This is a genomic window from Vibrio sp. V09_P4A23P171, from assembly GCF_963875615.1.
In the GTDB taxonomy this organism is placed as follows: domain Bacteria; phylum Pseudomonadota; class Gammaproteobacteria; order Enterobacterales; family Vibrionaceae; genus Vibrio; species Vibrio anguillarum.
Genome location: NZ_CAWNMR010000011.1, coordinates 180,671 through 199,276, shown reverse-complemented (window position 1 = coordinate 199,276; position 18,606 = coordinate 180,671). Strand labels below are relative to the sequence as shown.

Below are 18,606 nucleotides of genomic sequence, written 5' to 3'. Positions count from 1 at the left end.
CTGTCACTGCTTACTTAAGCAGTTCGACCATCTTAATCACCATTTCTGATGAGCTTTGTGCGGCAAGCGGTAAAAATTCATCAAAGGACATCGGAGACGCTTTATCGGCTACATCTGAAATGGCGCGAACGACCACAAAAGGCACTTTGAATTGGTGGCAAGTTTGTGCAATTGCTGAAGCTTCCATCTCAACCGCAATCACGGTTGGGAAGTGTTGGCGAATAAAGCTTTGACGCTCAGCGGTACAAACGAAAGCATCCCCGGTACAAATCAGGCCGCGTACCGCGTGCTTATCTTTGATGTGTGTTAGTGCTTGTTCTGCAACGCGGATCAATGCATCATCCGCTTTGAAAGCGGCTGGTTGACCTGCCATTTGCCCCATTTCATAGCCAAATGCTGTTACATCGGCATCATGGTGACGAACTTCGCTTGAAATGACTACATCACCCATGGTTAAGCTTGAATCGAAACCACCTGCAGAACCGGTGTTAATCACTACATCTGGTTGGTATTCATTAAGTAAAAGAGTGGTGCCAATGGCTGCGGCGACTTTACCAATGCCAGATTGTAGCAGCACCACATCCACCCCATGGATTTGACCTGAAAAATAGGTGCAGCCTGCTTTGCTGACTTCTTGAACATTGTCGATTGCGTCTTTTAATATCGCGACTTCTTGCTCCATCGCGCCAATAATGCCGATTTTCATGAGGTTTCTCTTATTCGGTTAGTAGTAAATATTCGGTTGATAGTAAATATCTGGTGAATATACCCTTCCTACTTGAAGCCGCAGCGGTGTTGGCTACGTTCGTTCACCCCAATCACATAGTTTGCCTATGCTCATGGGGACTCACTCACTTGCCGCCTACCTGCAACTCCAAGTTGTTTGGGTATAGCAAAATTGGCCGAAGTTTAGCACGAAACTTTCCGCCAGTGCGATACTGAGCAACTATTCAATCAAGCCTGCTTTGGTGAGGTTTTCTCGCAGTGTTTCTGCTCGCTTACGATTGACGCCCATATCTGAATAACCAATGCGCGATTCAGATCGTACGATTAAACGTCCGTTCTCTATCTTAAGTTCAAGATCATCCACAAATCGCCAAATACGACTGGTGCATTCAATGCGGAGATAATTGTCCTCTTTCACCGCCGTTTTAGAGCGAGGAATAGAAAGCGCTACCGCTTCGATTTTATCTAAAGAGACGCCTGTTTTGAGGATAAAGGGAGAGAGCGAGAACGCGTTACGCTCATCTTGAGTCGAAACGCAATTCGGTTTATTTCCGCAAGGGGTCGCAGTGCGATCGGTCATAGTTGTCACTCCTTGGCTGCAAGCGGTTAGTGTGGCAAACATCAGTAAACTTAGTACTACGCGCATGATAGTCCTTATCAAATGAATCCTCATTACCAATCGCCAAAATACAAGCGAGCTGCAGTGTCGATGGCTGAAGGAAAATGGCCTAAGAAAAAAGGATTCACGTCACCATGAATCCTTCAAGGATATTAAGCAGTTAAGGCTTAAAGACCTAAGTAGTCAAGTATTCCTTCTGCGGCTTTGCGCCCTTCGTCAATGGCCGTGACGACCAGATCGGAGCCGCGTACGGCATCCCCACCAGCAAAAATTTTTTCATTACTGGTTTGGTACTGGAACGATTGCTGCGACGCGGCCTTAATGCGTCCCCATTGATCAAGTTCAACGCCAAATGGCTCAAGCCATGGCATGGCATGTGGCTGAAAACCAAACGCCATAATGACGGCGTCGGCTGCCAACACATGTTCGCTGCCCGCAACGGGCTCGGGCTTGCGACGCCCAGCAGCGTCAGGCTCCCCCAAAGCGGTTTGCACCACTTTAACGCCAATCACTTGGCCTTGTTCATTGACCTCAATGGCGAGCGGTTGCAGGTTGAACATAAATTCTACGCCTTCTTCTTTGGCATTTTTCACTTCTCGGCGTGAACCCGGCATGTTCTCTTCATCGCGTCGGTAGGCACAAATCACTTTGGCGGCATGTTGGCGAATGGAAGTACGCACGCAATCCATCGCAGTGTCTCCGCCTCCAAGTACCACGACTTTTTTGCCCGCCATATCAATAAATGGTTGGGGTGATTCCAAACCCATCACTTTATAAGTATTTGACACTAAGAAGGGTAGAGCATCGTAAACACCGTTTGCCTCTTCATTTTCTAGCCCTGCGCGCATGTTTTGGTAAGTCCCGACACCGAGAAAAACGGCATCATATTCATTAAGCAGCGTTTGCAGTGTGATGTCTTTACCTACTTCGATGTTGAGCTGAAATTCGACGCCCATCTCACTGAAANTCTTCTCCTTCTTCTTTGCCTTTTTCCCCTTCTCGGTGTGCACCCGCCTTTTTCTCTTCACCGCGTCGTTGGGCAAAAATCCCTTGGGCGTCTTTTGGGCGAATGGAAGTACCCCCGCATCCATCGCAGTGTCTCCGCCCCCAAATCCCCCGCTTTTTTGCCCGCCATATCAATAAATGGTTGGGGTGATTCCAAACCCATCACTTTATAAGTATTTGACACTAAGAAGGGTAGAGCATCGTAAACACCGTTTGCCTCTTCATTTTCTAGCCCTGCGCGCATGTTTTGGTAAGTCCCGACACCGAGAAAAACGGCATCATATTCATTAAGCAGCGTTTGCAGTGTGATGTCTTTACCTACTTCGATGTTGAGCTGAAATTCGACGCCCATCTCACTGAAAATGCGGCGGCGGTTTTCCATCACGCCTTTTTCAAGTTTGAAAGAGGGAATACCAAAGGTTAGCAAACCACCAATTTCAGGATAGCGATCAAACACCACAGGCTTCACCCCGTTGCGCACTAAAATATCGGCTGCGGCTAGACCTGCAGGGCCTGCACCAATGATCGCTACTTTCTTATCTGTCCACTCCACGTGTGACATGTCTGGTTTCCAGCCCATCTCAAACGCTTTGTCGTTAATGTATTTTTCGATGTTACCTATGGTGACCGCACCAAAGTCATTGTTTAGGGTACAAGAGCCTTCACAGAGGCGATCTTGTGGGCAGACTCGCCCACAGACTTCGGGCAAGCTGTTGGTTTGGTGCGATAGTTCAGCGGCTTCAATAATGCGCCCTTCATTGGCCAGTTTTAGCCATTGCGGAATGTAGTTGTGCACTGGGCATTTCCATTCGCAGTAAGGGTTGCCGCAATCTAAGCAGCGATCCGCTTGAGCGGTCGCTTGCTGTTTAGTAAAGGGTTCGTAAATTTCGACGAACTCGATTTTGCGAATAGTGAGCGGCTTTTTTGCCGGATCAACTCGATTCACATCAATAAATTGGTATACGTTCTGGCTCATTAATCTGGCTCCTTCCAATTATTGCGCTTGAACGCGAAGTTCGGCGGCACTGCGGCTTTGATGGCCGAGTAGGGTTTGCAGATCCGCCGCCTGGGGTTTGATGAGATAGAACTTTGGAATCCATTCATCAAAGTTCGCTAAGATCTGTTCAGCATGCACCGACCCCGTCTCTTCCAAATGCTCGGCAATTAAACCACGTAAATGTTCTTGGTGAATGTAGAGATCTTGCAATGAAATAGCCTCTACTGATTCACTGTTGACTCGACCTTGGAAATCACCGTTTTCATCCATCACGTAAGCAAAGCCGCCCGTCATACCCGCGCCAAAGTTAACGCCTGTTGCACCCAAAATGGCGACGATTCCGCCGGTCATGTATTCGCAAGCGTTATCACCAGCGCCTTCGATAACTGTGATAGTGCCAGAGTTACGCACACCAAAACGCTCTCCCGCTTTGCCAGCCGCAAACAGCTTGCCGCCCGTTGCGCCATATAAACAGGTGTTGCCGATGATCGTAGCGTCGTTGCAGTTAAAAGCGGTACCAAGGTGGGGTTTGATGACTAGCTTTCCGCCTGCCATCCCTTTACCAACATAGTCATTGGCATCGCCAGTAAGGTAAAGCTCAACACCACCTGCGTTCCATACACCAAATGACTGACCTGCTGTGCCATCGAGATAAATTTTAATCGGCGAGGCGGCCACGCCTTGGTTACCATAACGTTTGGCGATTTCACCAGATAGGCGAGCACCGAGCGAGCGGTCAGTATTTTGTACGTTGTAATACAAGCTGATCGATTGTTGTGCTTCAACTGCCGCTAAAGCGTCATCGACAAATTGTTGGTTAAGTTGTCCTTTATCAAACGGTGTATTGGGTTGAGTCCAGTAAAGCGGATGACCCTGAGCGGATACTGGCGCTTCCAATAAACCGGATAAGTCCAATTTGCTTTGCTTAGCGGTCATCCCTTCAAGTACTTCTAGTAAATCGGTGCGGCCAATCAGATCGGTGAGCTTTTCAACGCCCAACTGCGCCAAGTAACCACGGACCTCGTCGGCAAGACCGATGAAATAGTTCATCACCATCTCAGGTAAGCCTTTGAAATACTCTTTACGCAGCGTTTCATCTTGCGTTGCTACGCCTGTCGCACAGTTATTAAGGTGGCAAATCCGTAAAAATTTACAGCCCATCGCGACCATAGGAGCTGTGCCAAAACCGAAGCTTTCGGCACCTAAAATCGCGCCTTTAATCACGTCCAGTCCTGTTTTTAGACCACCGTCAACTTGAAGTCGAATTTTGTGGCGCAGGCCGTTTGCGACTAACGCTTGTTGGGTTTCAGCAAGGCCGAGTTCCCAAGGGCTACCAGCGTATTTTACCGAGGTGAGTGGGCTAGCCGCTGTACCGCCGTCATAACCAGAAATAGTGATAAGATCGGCGTAGGCTTTGGCAACGCCAGTGGCAATGGTGCCAACGCCCGGCTCTGAAACTAATTTGACCGAAACCAAAGCTTTTGGGTTAACTTGTTTGAGATCGAAAATCAGCTGGGCTAAATCTTCAATCGAATAAATATCGTGGTGCGGCGGTGGTGAAATTAAGGTCACGCCTTGCACTGAATAGCGCAACTTGGCAATTTCCGCGGTCACTTTATGGCCGGGAAGTTGGCCACCTTCACCCGGCTTTGCTCCTTGCGCCACTTTAATTTGCAGTACGTCAGCATTGGTGAGGTAATGCGGAGTCACGCCAAAACGCCCTGATGCGACCTGCTTAATACGGGAGTTACGTTCAGTGCCAAAACGGCGTGGATCTTCTCCACCTTCACCAGAGTTGGAGTAGCCACCTAAGCGGTTCATTGCGGTCGCTAACGCTTCATGGGCTTCTGGGCTTAAGGCGCCAATCGACATCGCCGCAGAATCAAAACGTTTAAATAGCTCCGTACTGGGTTCGATTTTTTCCAGTGCTAGCGGTATCGCTGATTTTTTTAAGCGCAGTAAATCGCGTAGCATCGCAACGGGGCGTGCGTTGACCTGCTGGGCAAAGCTTTGGTAATCGGCGCTTTCACCTGATTTAACTGCGGCTTGTAAGGTACCAACCACATCTGGGTTATAGGCATGGTATTCACCACCATGCACGTATTTTAATAAGCCACCTTGTTCGAGTGTTTTACGTTTGGTCCACGCTTTGCGCGCTAAATTAAATAGATCTTGTTGGAAGTCTTCGAAGTTAGCACCTTGAATACGCGTGGTGACACCTTTAAAACACAACTGAACTACGTCGCTATGTAGGCCAACCGCTTCAAACAGCTGCGAGCAGCGATAAGAGGCAACGGTTGAAATGCCCATTTTCGACATGATTTTCAATAAACCTTTGTCGATACCGTAACGGTAATTTTGCATCACCTCGCGATAGCTTTTTTCCAACGTGCCATCATCAATCATTTTGCCGAGCGTTTCGTAGGCCAAGTAAGGGTAGACGGCTGTTGCGCCAAAGCCGATTAAGACTGCAAATTGATGAGGGTCACGTGCGGTGGCGGTTTCGATAATGATGTTTGCATCGCAGCGTAAATTGGCTTCGACTAAGCGAGTGTGTACTGCGCCCACGGCCATTGCCGCTGGGATCGGCAGTTTATCCTTATGCAAAGCGCGGTCAGACAATACGATCAATACCGATCCTTGGCGTACGGCCTCCTCTGCTTGTTGGCAAAGTTCGAGCAAAGCTTGCTTGAGATCCTTATGCTGTGGATCGTAATTGATGTCTAAAATGGTATTGCGATAGTGTTTGTCGCTGAGCTCCAATAGCTGTTGCATGTCGGAATAGAGCAAGATAGGTGAATCAAAGGTAACACGATAAGCGTGACCATCGGTTTCACAGAACACGTTCATCTCTTGGCCGATGCTGGTGGCCAGTGACATCACGTGCTTTTCACGTAGTGGATCGATAGGCGGGTTCGTAACTTGGGCAAATTTTTGGCGGAAATAATCGGTAACCAAACGCTCTTTCGAAGAGAGCACCGCCATCGGCGTATCATCACCCATTGATCCCACCGCTTCTTGGCCTACATCTCCCAGTACGCGCAGTACTTGATCAATCTCTTCGTTGCTCATTGCAAACTGTTTTTGATAGGTTTTCAGCTCGTCATTGTCAAAGCTGCGCTCGCCCACCAAATCGTCACTGAGTTCAGAAAATGGCGTTAATCGGTGGACGTTATTTTTCATCCACTCGCCATAAGGGTGGCGGCTTTTGAGATCGTTATCAATTTCACTAGATTGCCACAATTTCCCATGACGGGTGTCGATCACCAGCAGTTCACCGGGCCCAACGCGGCCTTTTTCAGCCACTTCATCGGGCGCGTAATCCCAAATTCCGACTTCAGAGGCGAGGGTGATGAGTTTATCTTTGGTGATCACATAACGCGCAGGGCGAAGGCCATTGCGATCAAGGTTACAAGCAGCATAACGGCCATCCGATAACACAATGCCAGCTGGGCCATCCCATGGCTCCATGTGTTTTGAGTTAAAGTCGTAAAAGGCACGAAGGTCTGGGTCCATATCAGGGTGATTTTGCCACGCCGGCGGCACTAACATACGCATGGCACGGAAAATATCCATTCCCCCCGCTAAAAACAGATCGAGCATGTTGTCTAAGCTTGATGAATCGGAACCTGTTTCATTGACAAATGGCGCGGCGGTTTGCAGATCCGGTAGTAGGGGAGAGGCAAATTTGTAAGCCCGTGCTCGCGCCCATTGACGGTTCCCTTCGATAGTATTGATTTCACCATTGTGCGCTAAGTAGCGGAACGGCTGTGCCAGTGGCCAACGTGGCTGAGTATTGGTTGAAAAGCGCTGGTGGAACAAGCAAATGGCTGATTCCATCCGTAGATCAGCTAGGTCAAGATAAAAGCGCGGTAGGTCAGCAGGCATGCACAAGCCTTTGTAAACAATGACTTGAGTCGATAATGAGCAAACATAGAAATCACGATCTTCGGTGATCTGCTTTTCAATGCGACGGCGAGCAATGTAAAGGCGTCGTTCAATGTCTCGTTCACGCCAACCCGCTGGAGCACTAATAAAGACTTGTTGAATATCAGGCACGGATTCGGCAGCAATAGGGCCAAGTACAGCTTGGTTCGTTGGTACGGTTCGCCAACCTGTCACTGTGAGTGTTTCTTGCGCCAGTTCTTTGTTGATAATATCGCGCGCTGATTGCGCTTTGACCGGATCTTGGCTGAAGAAAATCATACCAATCGCATACTGTTTGGCGAGCTTCCAGCCTTTTTCTTCAGCGATGAGTCGTAGGTAACTATCTGGTTTTTGTAGTAATAGACCACAGCCATCACCGGTTTTACCATCGGCTGCGATGCCGCCACGGTGGGTCATACGATCTAATGCTGAAATCGCGGTTCTGACTAATTTATGGCTGGTTTGGCCTTCCATGTGGGCGATCAAACCAAATCCACAGTTGTCTTTCTCTAAACTTGGATCATATAGAGCCATTGCAATTCTCCCTTTGCTTCTCTGTCATCCAGACAGTAAATGACTAACTATTCTATTTTTGTTGTTTTAAGTGGGTAATTATGCGTTCATTCTCAATTTAAATTTTAACAAAAATGATTATTTTAATTTTCACTGACTTCACAACCTATAGCTTATGGTGCAAAAGGTCAAGTTGTTGGTGAAAAATCATGTTGCAATGGGATTTACCACCTAATCATCTAGATTAATATAATATATTCAATGAGATAGAATTTTTGTTGTTACAGTTTGTTAACGTGGGTAATCTCATGGAATAAGAATTAGCCATAAAAAAGGCCAGCATTAAATGCTGGCCAAAAAGTAGAACGTTGGAAGAAATCATCGCTGCTTAGCGCTCTGGATCACCTTGAACCAGCGAAAAGAGCGCGAGGCACTAGGCTGAAAGCATCAATGAGTCGGCTTTCGCTTCTAAGTTGGTGTTGCCCATCAAGTAAGCGTCGATCTCGCGTGCGCACTCGCGCCCTTCATTGATACAACGTACGACTAACGATTGTCCTGTACGCATATCACCTGCAGCGAAAACACCTTTTTGGTTGGTCGCAAAACCTTGTGTTGCCACATTACCACGCTCATCTAACTTGATATCAAGCTGAGCAAGTACACCATGTGGTTCTGGATGTAAAAAGCCCATAGCAAGGAAAGCCATATCACACGCAATAATACGTTCACTGCCCGCGACTTCATCAAAGTTCGGGCGCTCACCCGGTTTTGCATCTTGCCAAACGATATCAGCAACACGTAGCCCCGTGACTTGACCTTGCTCGTTGCCGAGGAACTCTTTGGTTAGAATATTCCAATGACGTTCGCAGCCCTCTTCGTGGGAAGTTGAGGTGCGCAAAATCATTGGATATTGCGGCCAAGGCATGTTGGCTGGGCGTTTATTGGCTGGGATCGGCATGATTTCAACTTGCGTGATGCTTGCGGCGCCGTGTCGGTTTGAGGTTCCGACACAGTCAGAACCAGTATCACCACCACCAATCACCACCACATGTTTACCCTTAGCGTGGATCTCGTCAGTTTTAAGATCCATGTTATTCGCGCGGCGGTTATTTTGTGCCAGAAACTCCATCGCAAAATGAACCCCTTTTAACTCGCGCCCCGGAATCGGCAGGTTACGAGGCACGGTAGAGCCACCAGTAAGCAAGATGACCTCAAACTCTTGGCGTAGTTGCTGTGCGTTGATATCAACACCGATATGTGCGTTTACTTCAAACTTGACGCCCGCTTCTGCCATCAAATTGATTTTGCGATCAATAACGTCCATACCCAGTTTGAAATCCGGAATGCCAAAACGCAGCAGGCCGCCGACTTTTTCATCACGTTCAAACACAGTAACTGAGTGACCCGCGCTGTTCAACTGCTCAGCTGCGGCCAAACCTGCCGGGCCAGATCCAATGATAGCGATGGTTTTTCCAGTACGAGAACGCGGCTTTTTCGCTTTGGCATAGCCTTCGCGATAAGCCGTTTCCACGATGGTTTTTTCGATATTACAGATAGTAATGGGATCTTGGTTGATCCCGAGTACGCACGAACTTTCGCAAGGTGCAGGGCACACGCGACCAGTAAACTCGGGGAAGTTATTGGTTGAGCTTAAGATCTTCCAAGCTTCTTCCCAACTATCACGATAAACGGCATCGTTAAATTCAGGAATAATGTTACCGATAGGGCAACCGTTATGGCAAAACGGTACTCCGCAGTCCATGCAACGAGACGCTTGAGTATTAATTTTGCTACCAAACTCTTCGTTGAGGACAAACTCTTGGTTGTTTTGAATGCGAACCGTTGGATCGAGCTTTTTTGGCAGCTCGCGGCCATGTTCTAAAAATCCAGTAGGTTTACCCATTTATACGGCCTCCACTTCTTCCGTTTGTACTTGCGCAGCTGCAACCTTGCGTTTTTGAAGAACCGCTTTGTAGTCACGCGGCATCACTTTTACCATTTGGGTAAGGTTTGCTTCAAAATTATCAAGGAATAACTGAGCCACTTCACTTCCTGTGAACTGAACATGCTTGTTGAGCATCTCACGTAGCAGATCGGTATCTTCTTGTTGCAGTGGGTCGAGATCAACCAATTCAGCGTTAAGCTTAGTTTCGAAGTCTCCATGTCGATTCCACACGTAGGCTACACCGCCACTCATACCAGCCGCAAAGTTACGTCCTGTCGAACCTAGGATCACTGCGACGCCACCTGTCATGTATTCACAGCCGTGATCGCCGATACCTTCTACGACCACTTTGGCTCCTGAGTTACGCACGCAGAAACGTTCTCCAGCAAGGCCGCGAATATAGGATTCACCAGAAGTTGCGCCATAGAAACAGACGTTACCCACCACGATATTATCTTGCGCAATGATGGTTGAGCGCGTGTCAGGGTAGAGCACTAAGGTACCGCCAGATAAACCTTTGCCCCAATAATCGTTGGCATCACCTTCTACTTCAAACGTTACACCTTTAGCAAGGAATGCACCGAATGATTGTCCTGCGGAGCCGTTGAATTTAACTTTCATTGGCTGAGGTAGACCTTGGTCTTTGTATACCTTCGATATTTCGTTCGACAGCATAGTACCCGTGCTACGGTCAGTGTTGACGATAGGGAAGACTGCGTTAACCGCTTCGCCTTTTTCAAGCGCGGGGTTGGCTATTTGAATTAGCTGACGATCTAGCACGTTTTCTAGATGATGATTTTGTTTGGTTTGGCAATAAACACCATCTTCTGCACGAGGCTCTTGAATGTACAACACTGGTGACAAATCGAGGTTTTTGTATTTCCAGTGGTTGATGTTGTCACGCACTTTCAGTTTATGCGATTGGCCAACCATTTCATCGATAGTACGGAAACCCAGTTCTGCCATGATTTCACGTAAGCCTTGCGCCATGTATTGGAAGAAGGTGACCACATCGTCTACGCGGCCATCAAAGCGCTCACGCAAGGTTTTGTTTTGTGTCGCAATCCCTACTGGGCAGGTGTTTTTATGACACTTACGCATCATGATACACCCTTCAACCACTAGCGCAGCGGTGGCAATTCCCCACTCTTCCGCGCCTAACAATGTCGCCATTGCAAGGTCACGTGGTGTTTTCATCTGACCGTCACTTTGCACCACAATGCGATTACGCAGGCCATTTTTAAGCAAGGTTTGGTGCGTTTCAGCAAGGCCGAGCTCCCAAGGTAAGCCTGTGTGACGAATCGAAGACATCGGTGATGCACCCGTGCCGCCATCATAGCCAGCAATTAATACCACATCCGCTTTGGCTTTAGCCACACCGGAGGCGATAGTACCAACCCCGGCTTCGGAAACTAATTTCACGTTGACGCGGCCGGTACGGTTCGCGTTTTTCAAATCAAAGATCAGCTGCGCCAAATCTTCGATCGAATAGATATCGTGATGTGGTGGTGGTGAAATAAGACCGACTCCCGGAGTCGAGTGGCGTGTCGCGCCGATCCAATCATCGACTTTATCACCCGGCAGTTGCCCACCTTCACCTGGTTTCGCGCCTTGAGCCATTTTGATCTGTAGTTCATCGGCATTGGTGAGGTAGTAGGAGGTCACGCCAAAACGACCAGAAGCGACCTGTTTAATTGCAGAGCGTTCCCAATCGCCATTTTCTTTGCGTTCAAAGCGTGCTGGATCTTCACCGCCTTCACCCGAGTTGGATTTCGCGCCAATACGGTTCATCGCCACGGCTAACGTTGAGTGCGCTTCGTAGGAGATTGAACCAAACGACATGGCACCGGTTGCGAAGCGTTTTAAAATACGTTCAATCGGTTCCACTTCCTCAATGGGAATCGAACCGGCTGGATTTTTAACAAAATCAAGCTGGCTACGCAGCGTGGCAGCGTTGTCGCCTTGGTCATCTACCGCTTTCGCGTATTGCTTGAACTGCACATAATCTTTGTTGCGTGTTGATTGTTGCAGCAACGAAATCGTCTCTGGGTTAAACAGGTGTTTTTCGCCACGCTGTTTCCACTGATAAACGCCGCCCACATCCAACACTTGCACTGGAACTTCGCGAGTCGGGTAGCCCACGCGATGGCGAACTAACACCTCTTTTGCGATGTCATCAATGGTCAAACCTTGGATGCGCGATACAGTGCCAGTAAAGTACTTATCTACCACTGATTTGCTGATGCCCAACGCTTCAAAAATTTGCGCACCGTGGTAAGACTGCAGTGTGGAAATGCCCATTTTGGAGAAGATCTTCAGTAGCCCGCCGTTGATGCCTTTGCGGTAATTGTCAAACAGATCTTTCGCTGCAATGGTCGGGTCGAGTTTTTTAACTCGTTGTAAATCGATAATGGTTTCAATGACTAAATACGGGTTAACCGCATTTGCGCCATAGCCAATCAATGTCGCAAAGTGGTGTGTTTCACGCGCGTCGCCGGTTTCTACCACTATGTCACATTTAGCTCGTAAGCCTTTACGGATCAGGTGGTGATGAACCGCACCGACAGCGAGCATTGCAGGGATTGCCGCATGGTTTGAGTTTACCGCGCGGTCGGTCAATAAAATAATCGAGTAACCATCGATAACCGCATCTTCTGCATATTGGCAAATGCGTTTCAGCGCGCGTTCCAATTTGCCTTGATCTTCACTGGCTTGAAATACGATATCTAAGGTTTTCGCTTGCAGATGTTCGTTATCAATAGCGCGCAGTTTCTCAAGCTCAGAGTTGGAAAGAACAGGAGATTCCAATTCGACTTTTAAGCAGTGCAGGGGCGTCTCTGTCAGTAAGTTCTGATCTTTACCGAGGTAAGTATTGAGCGACATCACCATTCTTTCACGGATCGGGTCGATCGGTGGGTTGGTGACCTGAGCAAACAGTTGCTTAAAGTAGTTGGAGAGATGCTGTGATTGATGCGAAAGCACTGCCAGAGGCCAGTCTGCCCCCATGGCCGAAAGCGGTTCATAACCGGTTTTTGCCAAAGGAAGAATGATTTCATTCACCTCTTCTGAGCTGACGCCAAACGACTGTTGGCGGGACATTAGACGCTCAGGAGCAGGTTGGCTGTACTGGTTGCTCGCTTCAGGCAGTTTTTTCAAGCTGAGGAGGTTCTCTTCAACCCATTTGGCGTAGGGCTGAGCATTCGCAATGCTGTCTTTCACTTCCTCATCAGAAATGATGCGTCCTTGCTCTAAATCAGCGACAAAGATACGTCCGGGCTGTAAACGGCCGCGGTATTCCACGTTCTCTGGTGCAATTTCAACCACGCCAGATTCTGAAGCCATGATCAGAAAATCATCTTTAGTCACGGTATAACGTGATGGGCGCAGGCCGTTACGGTCCAGTGTTGCGCCAACTTGTACACCATCAGTAAAACATACTGATGCTGGGCCATCCCACGGTTCCATGACGTTAGCATGGTATTGGTAAAATGCGCGGCGGGTTGGATCCATATTTTTATTTTCTTGCCACGCTTCAGGGATCATCATCATCAGGGCGTGTGGCAGGCTGCGGCCAGACAGAACCAGTAACTCTAATGCCATATCGAAGTTGGCGGAATCTGAACTGCCTTCTTGGCAAATTGGCAGCAGCATGTCGATTTCAGCTTGTGTAAACAAATCTGATTCGAGGATCGCTTCGCGCGCTTTCATCCAGTTTAAATTGCCGCGAACTGTGTTGATTTCGCCGTTGTGCGCAATGTAACGGAAAGGCTGAGCTAAGCGCCATTTAGGGAATGTATTGGTCGAAAAACGAGAATGCACCAGCGCCAGCGCGGTCACCATGGTCGGATTTTGTAGATCAAGGAAGTACTGTGGTACTTGCTCTGTGGTGAGCTGACCTTTATACACCAAGGTTTTGTAAGACATGGAGTTGATGTAAAAATCATCACCAATGTTAGATACACTTTCTAAGCAGACGCGAACGGTGTAATTACGCAGAACGTACAATTTACGCTCTAATTCTGCGGGGGTGGTACTTGGGCCACCGGAGATGAAAACGTGCTCAAATTGAGGCTCAGTGCTAAGTGGGTCTGCGCCAATCATGGAGTTATCGGTTGGCAAAACGCGATAACCCAGTACTTCTAAATCGAGTCTCTTGGCGTTGCGTTCTAAAATATCACGACACTGGGCGCGTTTGTGCTCATCTCTTGGAAACAGCACCACGCCGACGCCGTACTTTTCAAACGAAGGCAGTTTTAAGCCAAGTTTAACGGTCTCTTCAAGTAAAAACTCATGGGGTTTTTGTAATAAGATACCTGCGCCATCACCAGAACATGGGTCACAGCCTTGGCCACCACGGTGTTCCATACGAGCAAGCATGTCTAAAGCTTGAGTCACTACTTGGTGAGACTTACGGTTTTTCAGGTGGGCAACAAAACCGATACCACAAGCGTCATGCTCCAATTCAGGAGTATATAGACCTCGTGAATCCTGCTCTCTATCTACCATAGATACATCCTTCCAGTTCAATTTAGACGCACGTGTGCTAAGGCATACTTAGCGATGCGACTTGTCCTTTAATTGTTATCAATCTAAACCTGCCTGTGTTGGCGGGTTCGAATCCTTTCCGTCTCTCGCCGGAAAAATATGGCGAGAAAAACATTCCTTAGTGATATTCAATTTATTTATGCCACTTGCTAGTGGTTTGTATAGGAGGGGTGCGAATATCACCGATTTTTCCACAACTATTTATGTAAGGAATATCACAAAAAATAGGGCGGATGTGTAAGTATCCTACAATTTTGTTTATAGGAATTCCAACGAAAACTCATTTTAGTCGCCCATTTTTTTCGTTAAAAATGCATGTACCGTTTAACATTGGTGCAACATTAAGCAAATAACGCTGTTTTTATGAATGTTTATTGATTTTTGTTAGGTTGGAGAGTGTTTGATACGGCTACTCTTTGTGAATTTATTTTGCAGGGATGTAATTTAGTTACATAAATCTAACTGATATTCATTACTATCTATAAGCGGTATTTCTTCAATGCAATTACATCAATTGGTTAACACGATCGGCCAAGATCTGCAGCGCCGTTATGGCGAAAAAGTTCACAAGCTGACCCTGCATGGTGGTTTTAGCTGTCCGAACCGAGATGGCACGATTGGGCGAGGTGGTTGCACCTTCTGTAATGTCGCTTCTTTTGCTGATGAAGAAACACAAGCCCAAAGTATTGAGCAGCAATTGACAGAACGCGCTGGTGAAATCAAACGTGCCAAAAAATATCTAGCCTATTTTCAAGCTTATACCAGTACCTATGCGGAAGTGCAGGTGTTGAAAAATATGTATCAGCAAGCGCTTCAATCGGCTGACATTGTTGGGTTATGCGTTGGCACTCGGCCTGATTGTGTACCCGATGCTGTGCTCGATTTATTGGCCGATTATGTGCGACAAGGTTTTGAAATTTGGCTCGAACTGGGTTTGCAAACCGCCAATAATCAAACGCTCAAACGGATCAACCGTGGTCATGACTTTGAATGTTATGCGTTGATCACTGAGCGCGCTCGAGCCTTGGGGATCAAAGTATGCACGCATCTCATTGTGGGGCTACCTAAAGAAACGCGTACCGATAATCTTCAAACCTTAAAGCAAGTCTTAGCGGTAGGCACTGATGGTATCAAGTTACATGGGTTGCATATTGTTGAAGGCAGTACGATGGCCAAAGCGTGGCGAGCAGGAAAATTACAAGCGCCAACGTTAGAAGAGTATGTTGCCATTGCCAGTGAATTGATTCAAATGACACCGCCTGAGATCATTTATCACCGAGTCTCGTCAGCCGCCCGGCGGCCGACACTGCTTGCGCCACTGTGGTGTGAAAATCGTTGGCTTGCGATGACCGAAATAGGCCGAGCACTTAATCAAGGTGGCGCGCAAGGCTCACGCTTAAGTCGACCGTTTGTCTATACGCTTCCAAACAGCTAAAGATTCAAGCAATTTCGCAAATCCTTGTGATTAACTTGGCTGACGAATCGACGTTAAACGCGTTAGACTAGTGGCACTGTTATTACATGGAAGTGTTTAATGAAACCCATGAAAAACCTTGCCCAGTACTATGTCGACCTATTGGTCAAACTGGGCATTCTCCGTTTCTCCATTCTTCTTGCGCTCGCTTTAGTGGCCTTGGCAGTGGTGGTGCAAGTTGGTATCACGTTGGTGCTCAATGGTTATGTTGATGATATCGACATCGTTCGTTCTGTCTTTTTTGGTTTATTGATCACGCCTTGGGCGGTCTATTTTCTTTCAGTGGTGGTCGATCAGTTAGAAGAGTCACGTCAACGCCTCTCGAAGTTGGTTTCTAAGCTCAAAGACATGCGCTCACGCGATCAAGAGCTCAATTATAAGCTTCAGCAAAATATCGAAAAACTCAACCAAGAAATTGAAGAGCGAATTAAGGCAGAGGAAGCGCGTGAAGAGGCGATGGCCGATTTAGAAAATGAGGTCTATCAACGCGAAAAAACGCAGCTTGAATTGGCAGAAAGAACCGCCTTATTGCGCTCTTTTATCGATGCCTCTCCTGATCTGATTTACTACCGTAATGCGAACGGCGTTTTTTCTGGCTGCAACCGAGCGATGGAAGAGCTAACGGGCAAGCGTGAGCATCAGTTAGTTGGGTTAACTCCGTGGGATGTCTATAGCAAAGAAGTCGCGCAACAGATCGTTGAAACTGACGAAAAAGTGTTTGCTGACAATCAAGCCATCACTTATGAGCAGTGGCTTGAATACCCTGATGGCCGCAAAAACTATTTTGAACTGCGTAAAGTCCCTTTTTATAGCAAAGATGGCCGCCACTTAGGGTTGGTGGGCTTTGGGCGAGACATTACCGAACGTAAACGCAATCAAGAGTCTTTGGAAAAAGCGAGCCGGGATAAAACCACTTTTATTTCGACCATCAGCCACGAATTGCGCACACCACTCAACGGTATCGTTGGTTTGAGCCGCATGTTGCTCGATAGCCCCATGACCCCAGAACAGCGTAAGTACATGCAGACCATTAATGTCAGTGCCATTACGTTAGGTAATATCTTCAACGATATCATTGATATGGATAAGTTTGACCGCCGGAAACTAGAGCTACTGCCAGCACCGTTGAATTTTGAAGAATTTGTTGCTGAAATTGAAAGCATCTCGGCGTTGATGGCTGAGCAAAAAGGGCTTAGGTTTGATCTCGAGCGGCTCAGTGATTTACCTGTTGCGATTGAAGTGGATGCTACGCGCCTGCGTCAGGTATTGTGGAACCTGATAAGCAATGCGATGAAATTTACCAAAGAAGGTGGCGTCGTCATGACGGTCTGCGCTGACATTGAGGATAAGTTTGCGCACATTACCATGGAAGTTGAAGACACAGGCATTGGTATACCAGAGGCTGAACTCGATAAAATCTTCGCCATGTATTACCAAGTTAAATCGGGTAAGGACAATTTGCACGCTGTTGGCACGGGGATTGGCTTAGCGGTATCTCGCCAGTTAATCAACTTAATGGATGGTGATATTTCTGTGAGCAGTGAAGAAGGCTTTGGTAGCACCTTCACCGTTTCAATTCGTGTGCCTTTGGCACAAGATGCCCAATTCAAACCAACGTTACCCGTTCCTCAAAAAAGTTTAGCCATTTTTATGGTTGAAGATATTGAGCTCAATATTACAGTTGCTCGTTCTTTGCTAGAAAGTTTAGGACACACGGTTACCGTCGCTATGACAGGTGAAGAAGCCAAACAAAAATTTGTGCCGCAAGAGTACGATCTGGTTTTCCTCGATATTCAACTGCCAGACATGACCGGGTTTGATGTCGCTGCGTTTTATCGAGAAACTTATGATAACCTTCCGCCACTGGTTGCATTGACCGCCAACGTATTGAAAAATAAAGCTGAATATCTAGAGAAAGGGATGGATGACGCGATCAGTAAACCATTGTCAGTACTGGCGATTCAAGAGGTGATTGCAAAATTCACCCATAGTGAGGCGACTCAACTTGCCGACGCTAAGGTTAAGGCTGCCTCAGAAGAACACAGTGAGTTGAACACGCATTTGCTCGATCTTGAAATGCTTGAGTCTTATATCGATATTGTTGGCCCGAAACCTGTGCTGGAAAGTATCCAAATGTTCGAGCAGATGATGCCCAGTTACGTTGAAGTGCTAGACTCCAATATGGTAGCAAAAGATCAAGCAGGCATTGTTTCAGAAGCACACAAAATCAAGGGTGCTGCGGGTTCAATTGGTTTGAAACACATCCAAAACGTTGCACAAAAGGCACAGTCACCAGAGCTACCTGCTTGGTGGGAAAATATTGGTGACTGGATAGATGAAATTAAAAATGGGTATCAACACGATATTCAAGTCTTGAAACAATGGTTAACTCAAAGGTAATGGTATGAAAAAAATCGGGTTGGCTTCATTAGTCATGGCGCTACTATCTGGCTGTAGTTCACCGCAAGTGAATTGGCTGCAGGACAGCAGTGCCGTGATATCAAATATCACCATTGGGTTGAAAAGTAACCTTTGGATCAATCAAATGCCTACAGCTAATGAGAGCGAAATACCTCTTGTGCATGGGACATTAAGATTGGATTCGTCGGCAATATTACCTGCCAATTTAACGATTGACGCGTTGATGGTCCAGCAAAGGGATAAAAATTGGCTGGTGGGCAGTGAATCGTTAGATTTACGGACTCAAAGTGAAGATCAATGGGAAGTTGTGTTTGAATGGCCGATGCAGCTTAATGTGGATAAGCCCGTTAATGTAGCTTTGCAATTGAGCGATGGTACAACAGCGCAGTGGCTTATCGAAAAGAGCGTCTTCATCGACAAAGTCTATTAGATTT

At 47.3% G+C, this 18,606-nt stretch carries 8 protein-coding genes and 2 pseudogenes; 3 read left to right on the top strand and 7 right to left on the bottom strand.

Annotation, left to right across the window (positions count from 1 at the left end; translation table 11 throughout):
- Positions 1-10: 10 nt before the first annotated feature.
- From mtnN to gltB (AACT23_RS05125), 7 genes and pseudogenes are all read right to left on the bottom strand, one after another.
- On the bottom strand, positions 11-706 hold the full coding sequence (gene mtnN / locus AACT23_RS05155; RefSeq protein ID WP_013856098.1) for a 5'-methylthioadenosine/S-adenosylhomocysteine nucleosidase: 696 nt from the start codon (positions 704-706) through the stop codon (positions 11-13).
- Positions 707-946: 240 nt separating this feature from the next.
- Positions 947-1,372, bottom strand: coding sequence for a DUF1499 domain-containing protein (locus AACT23_RS05150; protein ID WP_081244961.1), 426 nt, complete (start codon positions 1,370-1,372; stop codon positions 947-949).
- Between the two features lie 140 nt (positions 1,373-1,512).
- Positions 1,513-2,316 (bottom strand): annotated as a pseudogene (locus AACT23_RS05145) (FAD-dependent oxidoreductase); the annotation flags it as partial.
- Positions 2,309-3,326, bottom strand: a pseudogene (locus AACT23_RS05140) (NAD(P)-binding protein); the annotation flags it as partial. The pseudogenes AACT23_RS05145 and AACT23_RS05140, both read right to left, overlap by 8 nt.
- A gap of 18 nt (positions 3,327-3,344) precedes the next feature.
- The gene (gene gltB / locus AACT23_RS05135) at positions 3,345-7,808 is read right to left on the bottom strand and encodes a glutamate synthase large subunit (protein ID WP_094129859.1); all 4,464 of its coding nucleotides are present in this window, start codon (positions 7,806-7,808) and stop codon (positions 3,345-3,347) included.
- A gap of 412 nt (positions 7,809-8,220) precedes the next feature.
- Positions 8,221-9,690: a glutamate synthase subunit beta gene (locus AACT23_RS05130; RefSeq protein WP_094129856.1), complete on the bottom strand. Its 1,470-nt coding sequence runs from the start codon at positions 9,688-9,690 to the stop codon at positions 8,221-8,223.
- Positions 9,691-14,238, bottom strand: a complete 4,548-nt coding sequence (gene gltB, locus AACT23_RS05125) for a glutamate synthase large subunit (RefSeq protein WP_094129853.1) — start codon at positions 14,236-14,238, stop codon at positions 9,691-9,693.
- 538 nt (positions 14,239-14,776) lie between these two features.
- On the opposite strand from gltB (AACT23_RS05125), the gene AACT23_RS05120 reads away from it, so the two are divergent.
- The 3 genes from AACT23_RS05120 to AACT23_RS05110 all read left to right on the top strand — a co-directional run bounded on the left by AACT23_RS05120 (position 14,777) and on the right by AACT23_RS05110 (position 18,602).
- Entirely contained in the window at positions 14,777-15,712 is a 936-nt protein-coding gene (locus AACT23_RS05120; protein ID WP_094129850.1) for a TIGR01212 family radical SAM protein, read from the top strand.
- A 99-nt stretch (positions 15,713-15,811) separates the two neighbouring features.
- Positions 15,812-18,151 (top strand): aerobic respiration two-component sensor histidine kinase ArcB, encoded by a 2,340-nt coding sequence (gene arcB, locus AACT23_RS05115; protein WP_094129847.1) that lies wholly within the window; start codon positions 15,812-15,814, stop codon positions 18,149-18,151.
- Between the two features lie 4 nt (positions 18,152-18,155).
- Positions 18,156-18,602 carry a hypothetical protein gene (locus tag AACT23_RS05110; protein ID WP_013856107.1) on the top strand — a complete coding sequence of 149 codons (447 nt, stop codon included), beginning with the start codon at positions 18,156-18,158 and terminating at the stop codon, positions 18,600-18,602.
- Positions 18,603-18,606: the final 4 nt, after the last annotated feature.

Bases quoted from the DNA above. Each gene is read 5' to 3' on its own strand.
- mtnN (WP_013856098.1), bottom strand. From the start codon at position 706: ATGAAAATCGGCATTATTGGCGCGATGGAGCAAGAAGTCGCGATATTA.
- AACT23_RS05150 (WP_081244961.1), bottom strand. From the start codon at position 1,372: ATGCGCGTAGTACTAAGTTTACTGATGTTTGCCACACTAACCGCTTGC.
- gltB (WP_094129859.1), bottom strand. From the start codon at position 7,808: ATGGCTCTATATGATCCAAGTTTAGAGAAAGACAACTGTGGATTTGGT.
- AACT23_RS05130 (WP_094129856.1), bottom strand. From the start codon at position 9,690: ATGGGTAAACCTACTGGATTTTTAGAACATGGCCGCGAGCTGCCAAAA.
- gltB (WP_094129853.1), bottom strand. From the start codon at position 14,238: ATGGTAGATAGAGAGCAGGATTCACGAGGTCTATATACTCCTGAATTG.
- AACT23_RS05120 (WP_094129850.1), top strand. From the start codon at position 14,777: ATGCAATTACATCAATTGGTTAACACGATCGGCCAAGATCTGCAGCGC.
- arcB (WP_094129847.1), top strand. From the start codon at position 15,812: ATGAAACCCATGAAAAACCTTGCCCAGTACTATGTCGACCTATTGGTC.
- AACT23_RS05110 (WP_013856107.1), top strand. From the start codon at position 18,156: ATGAAAAAAATCGGGTTGGCTTCATTAGTCATGGCGCTACTATCTGGC.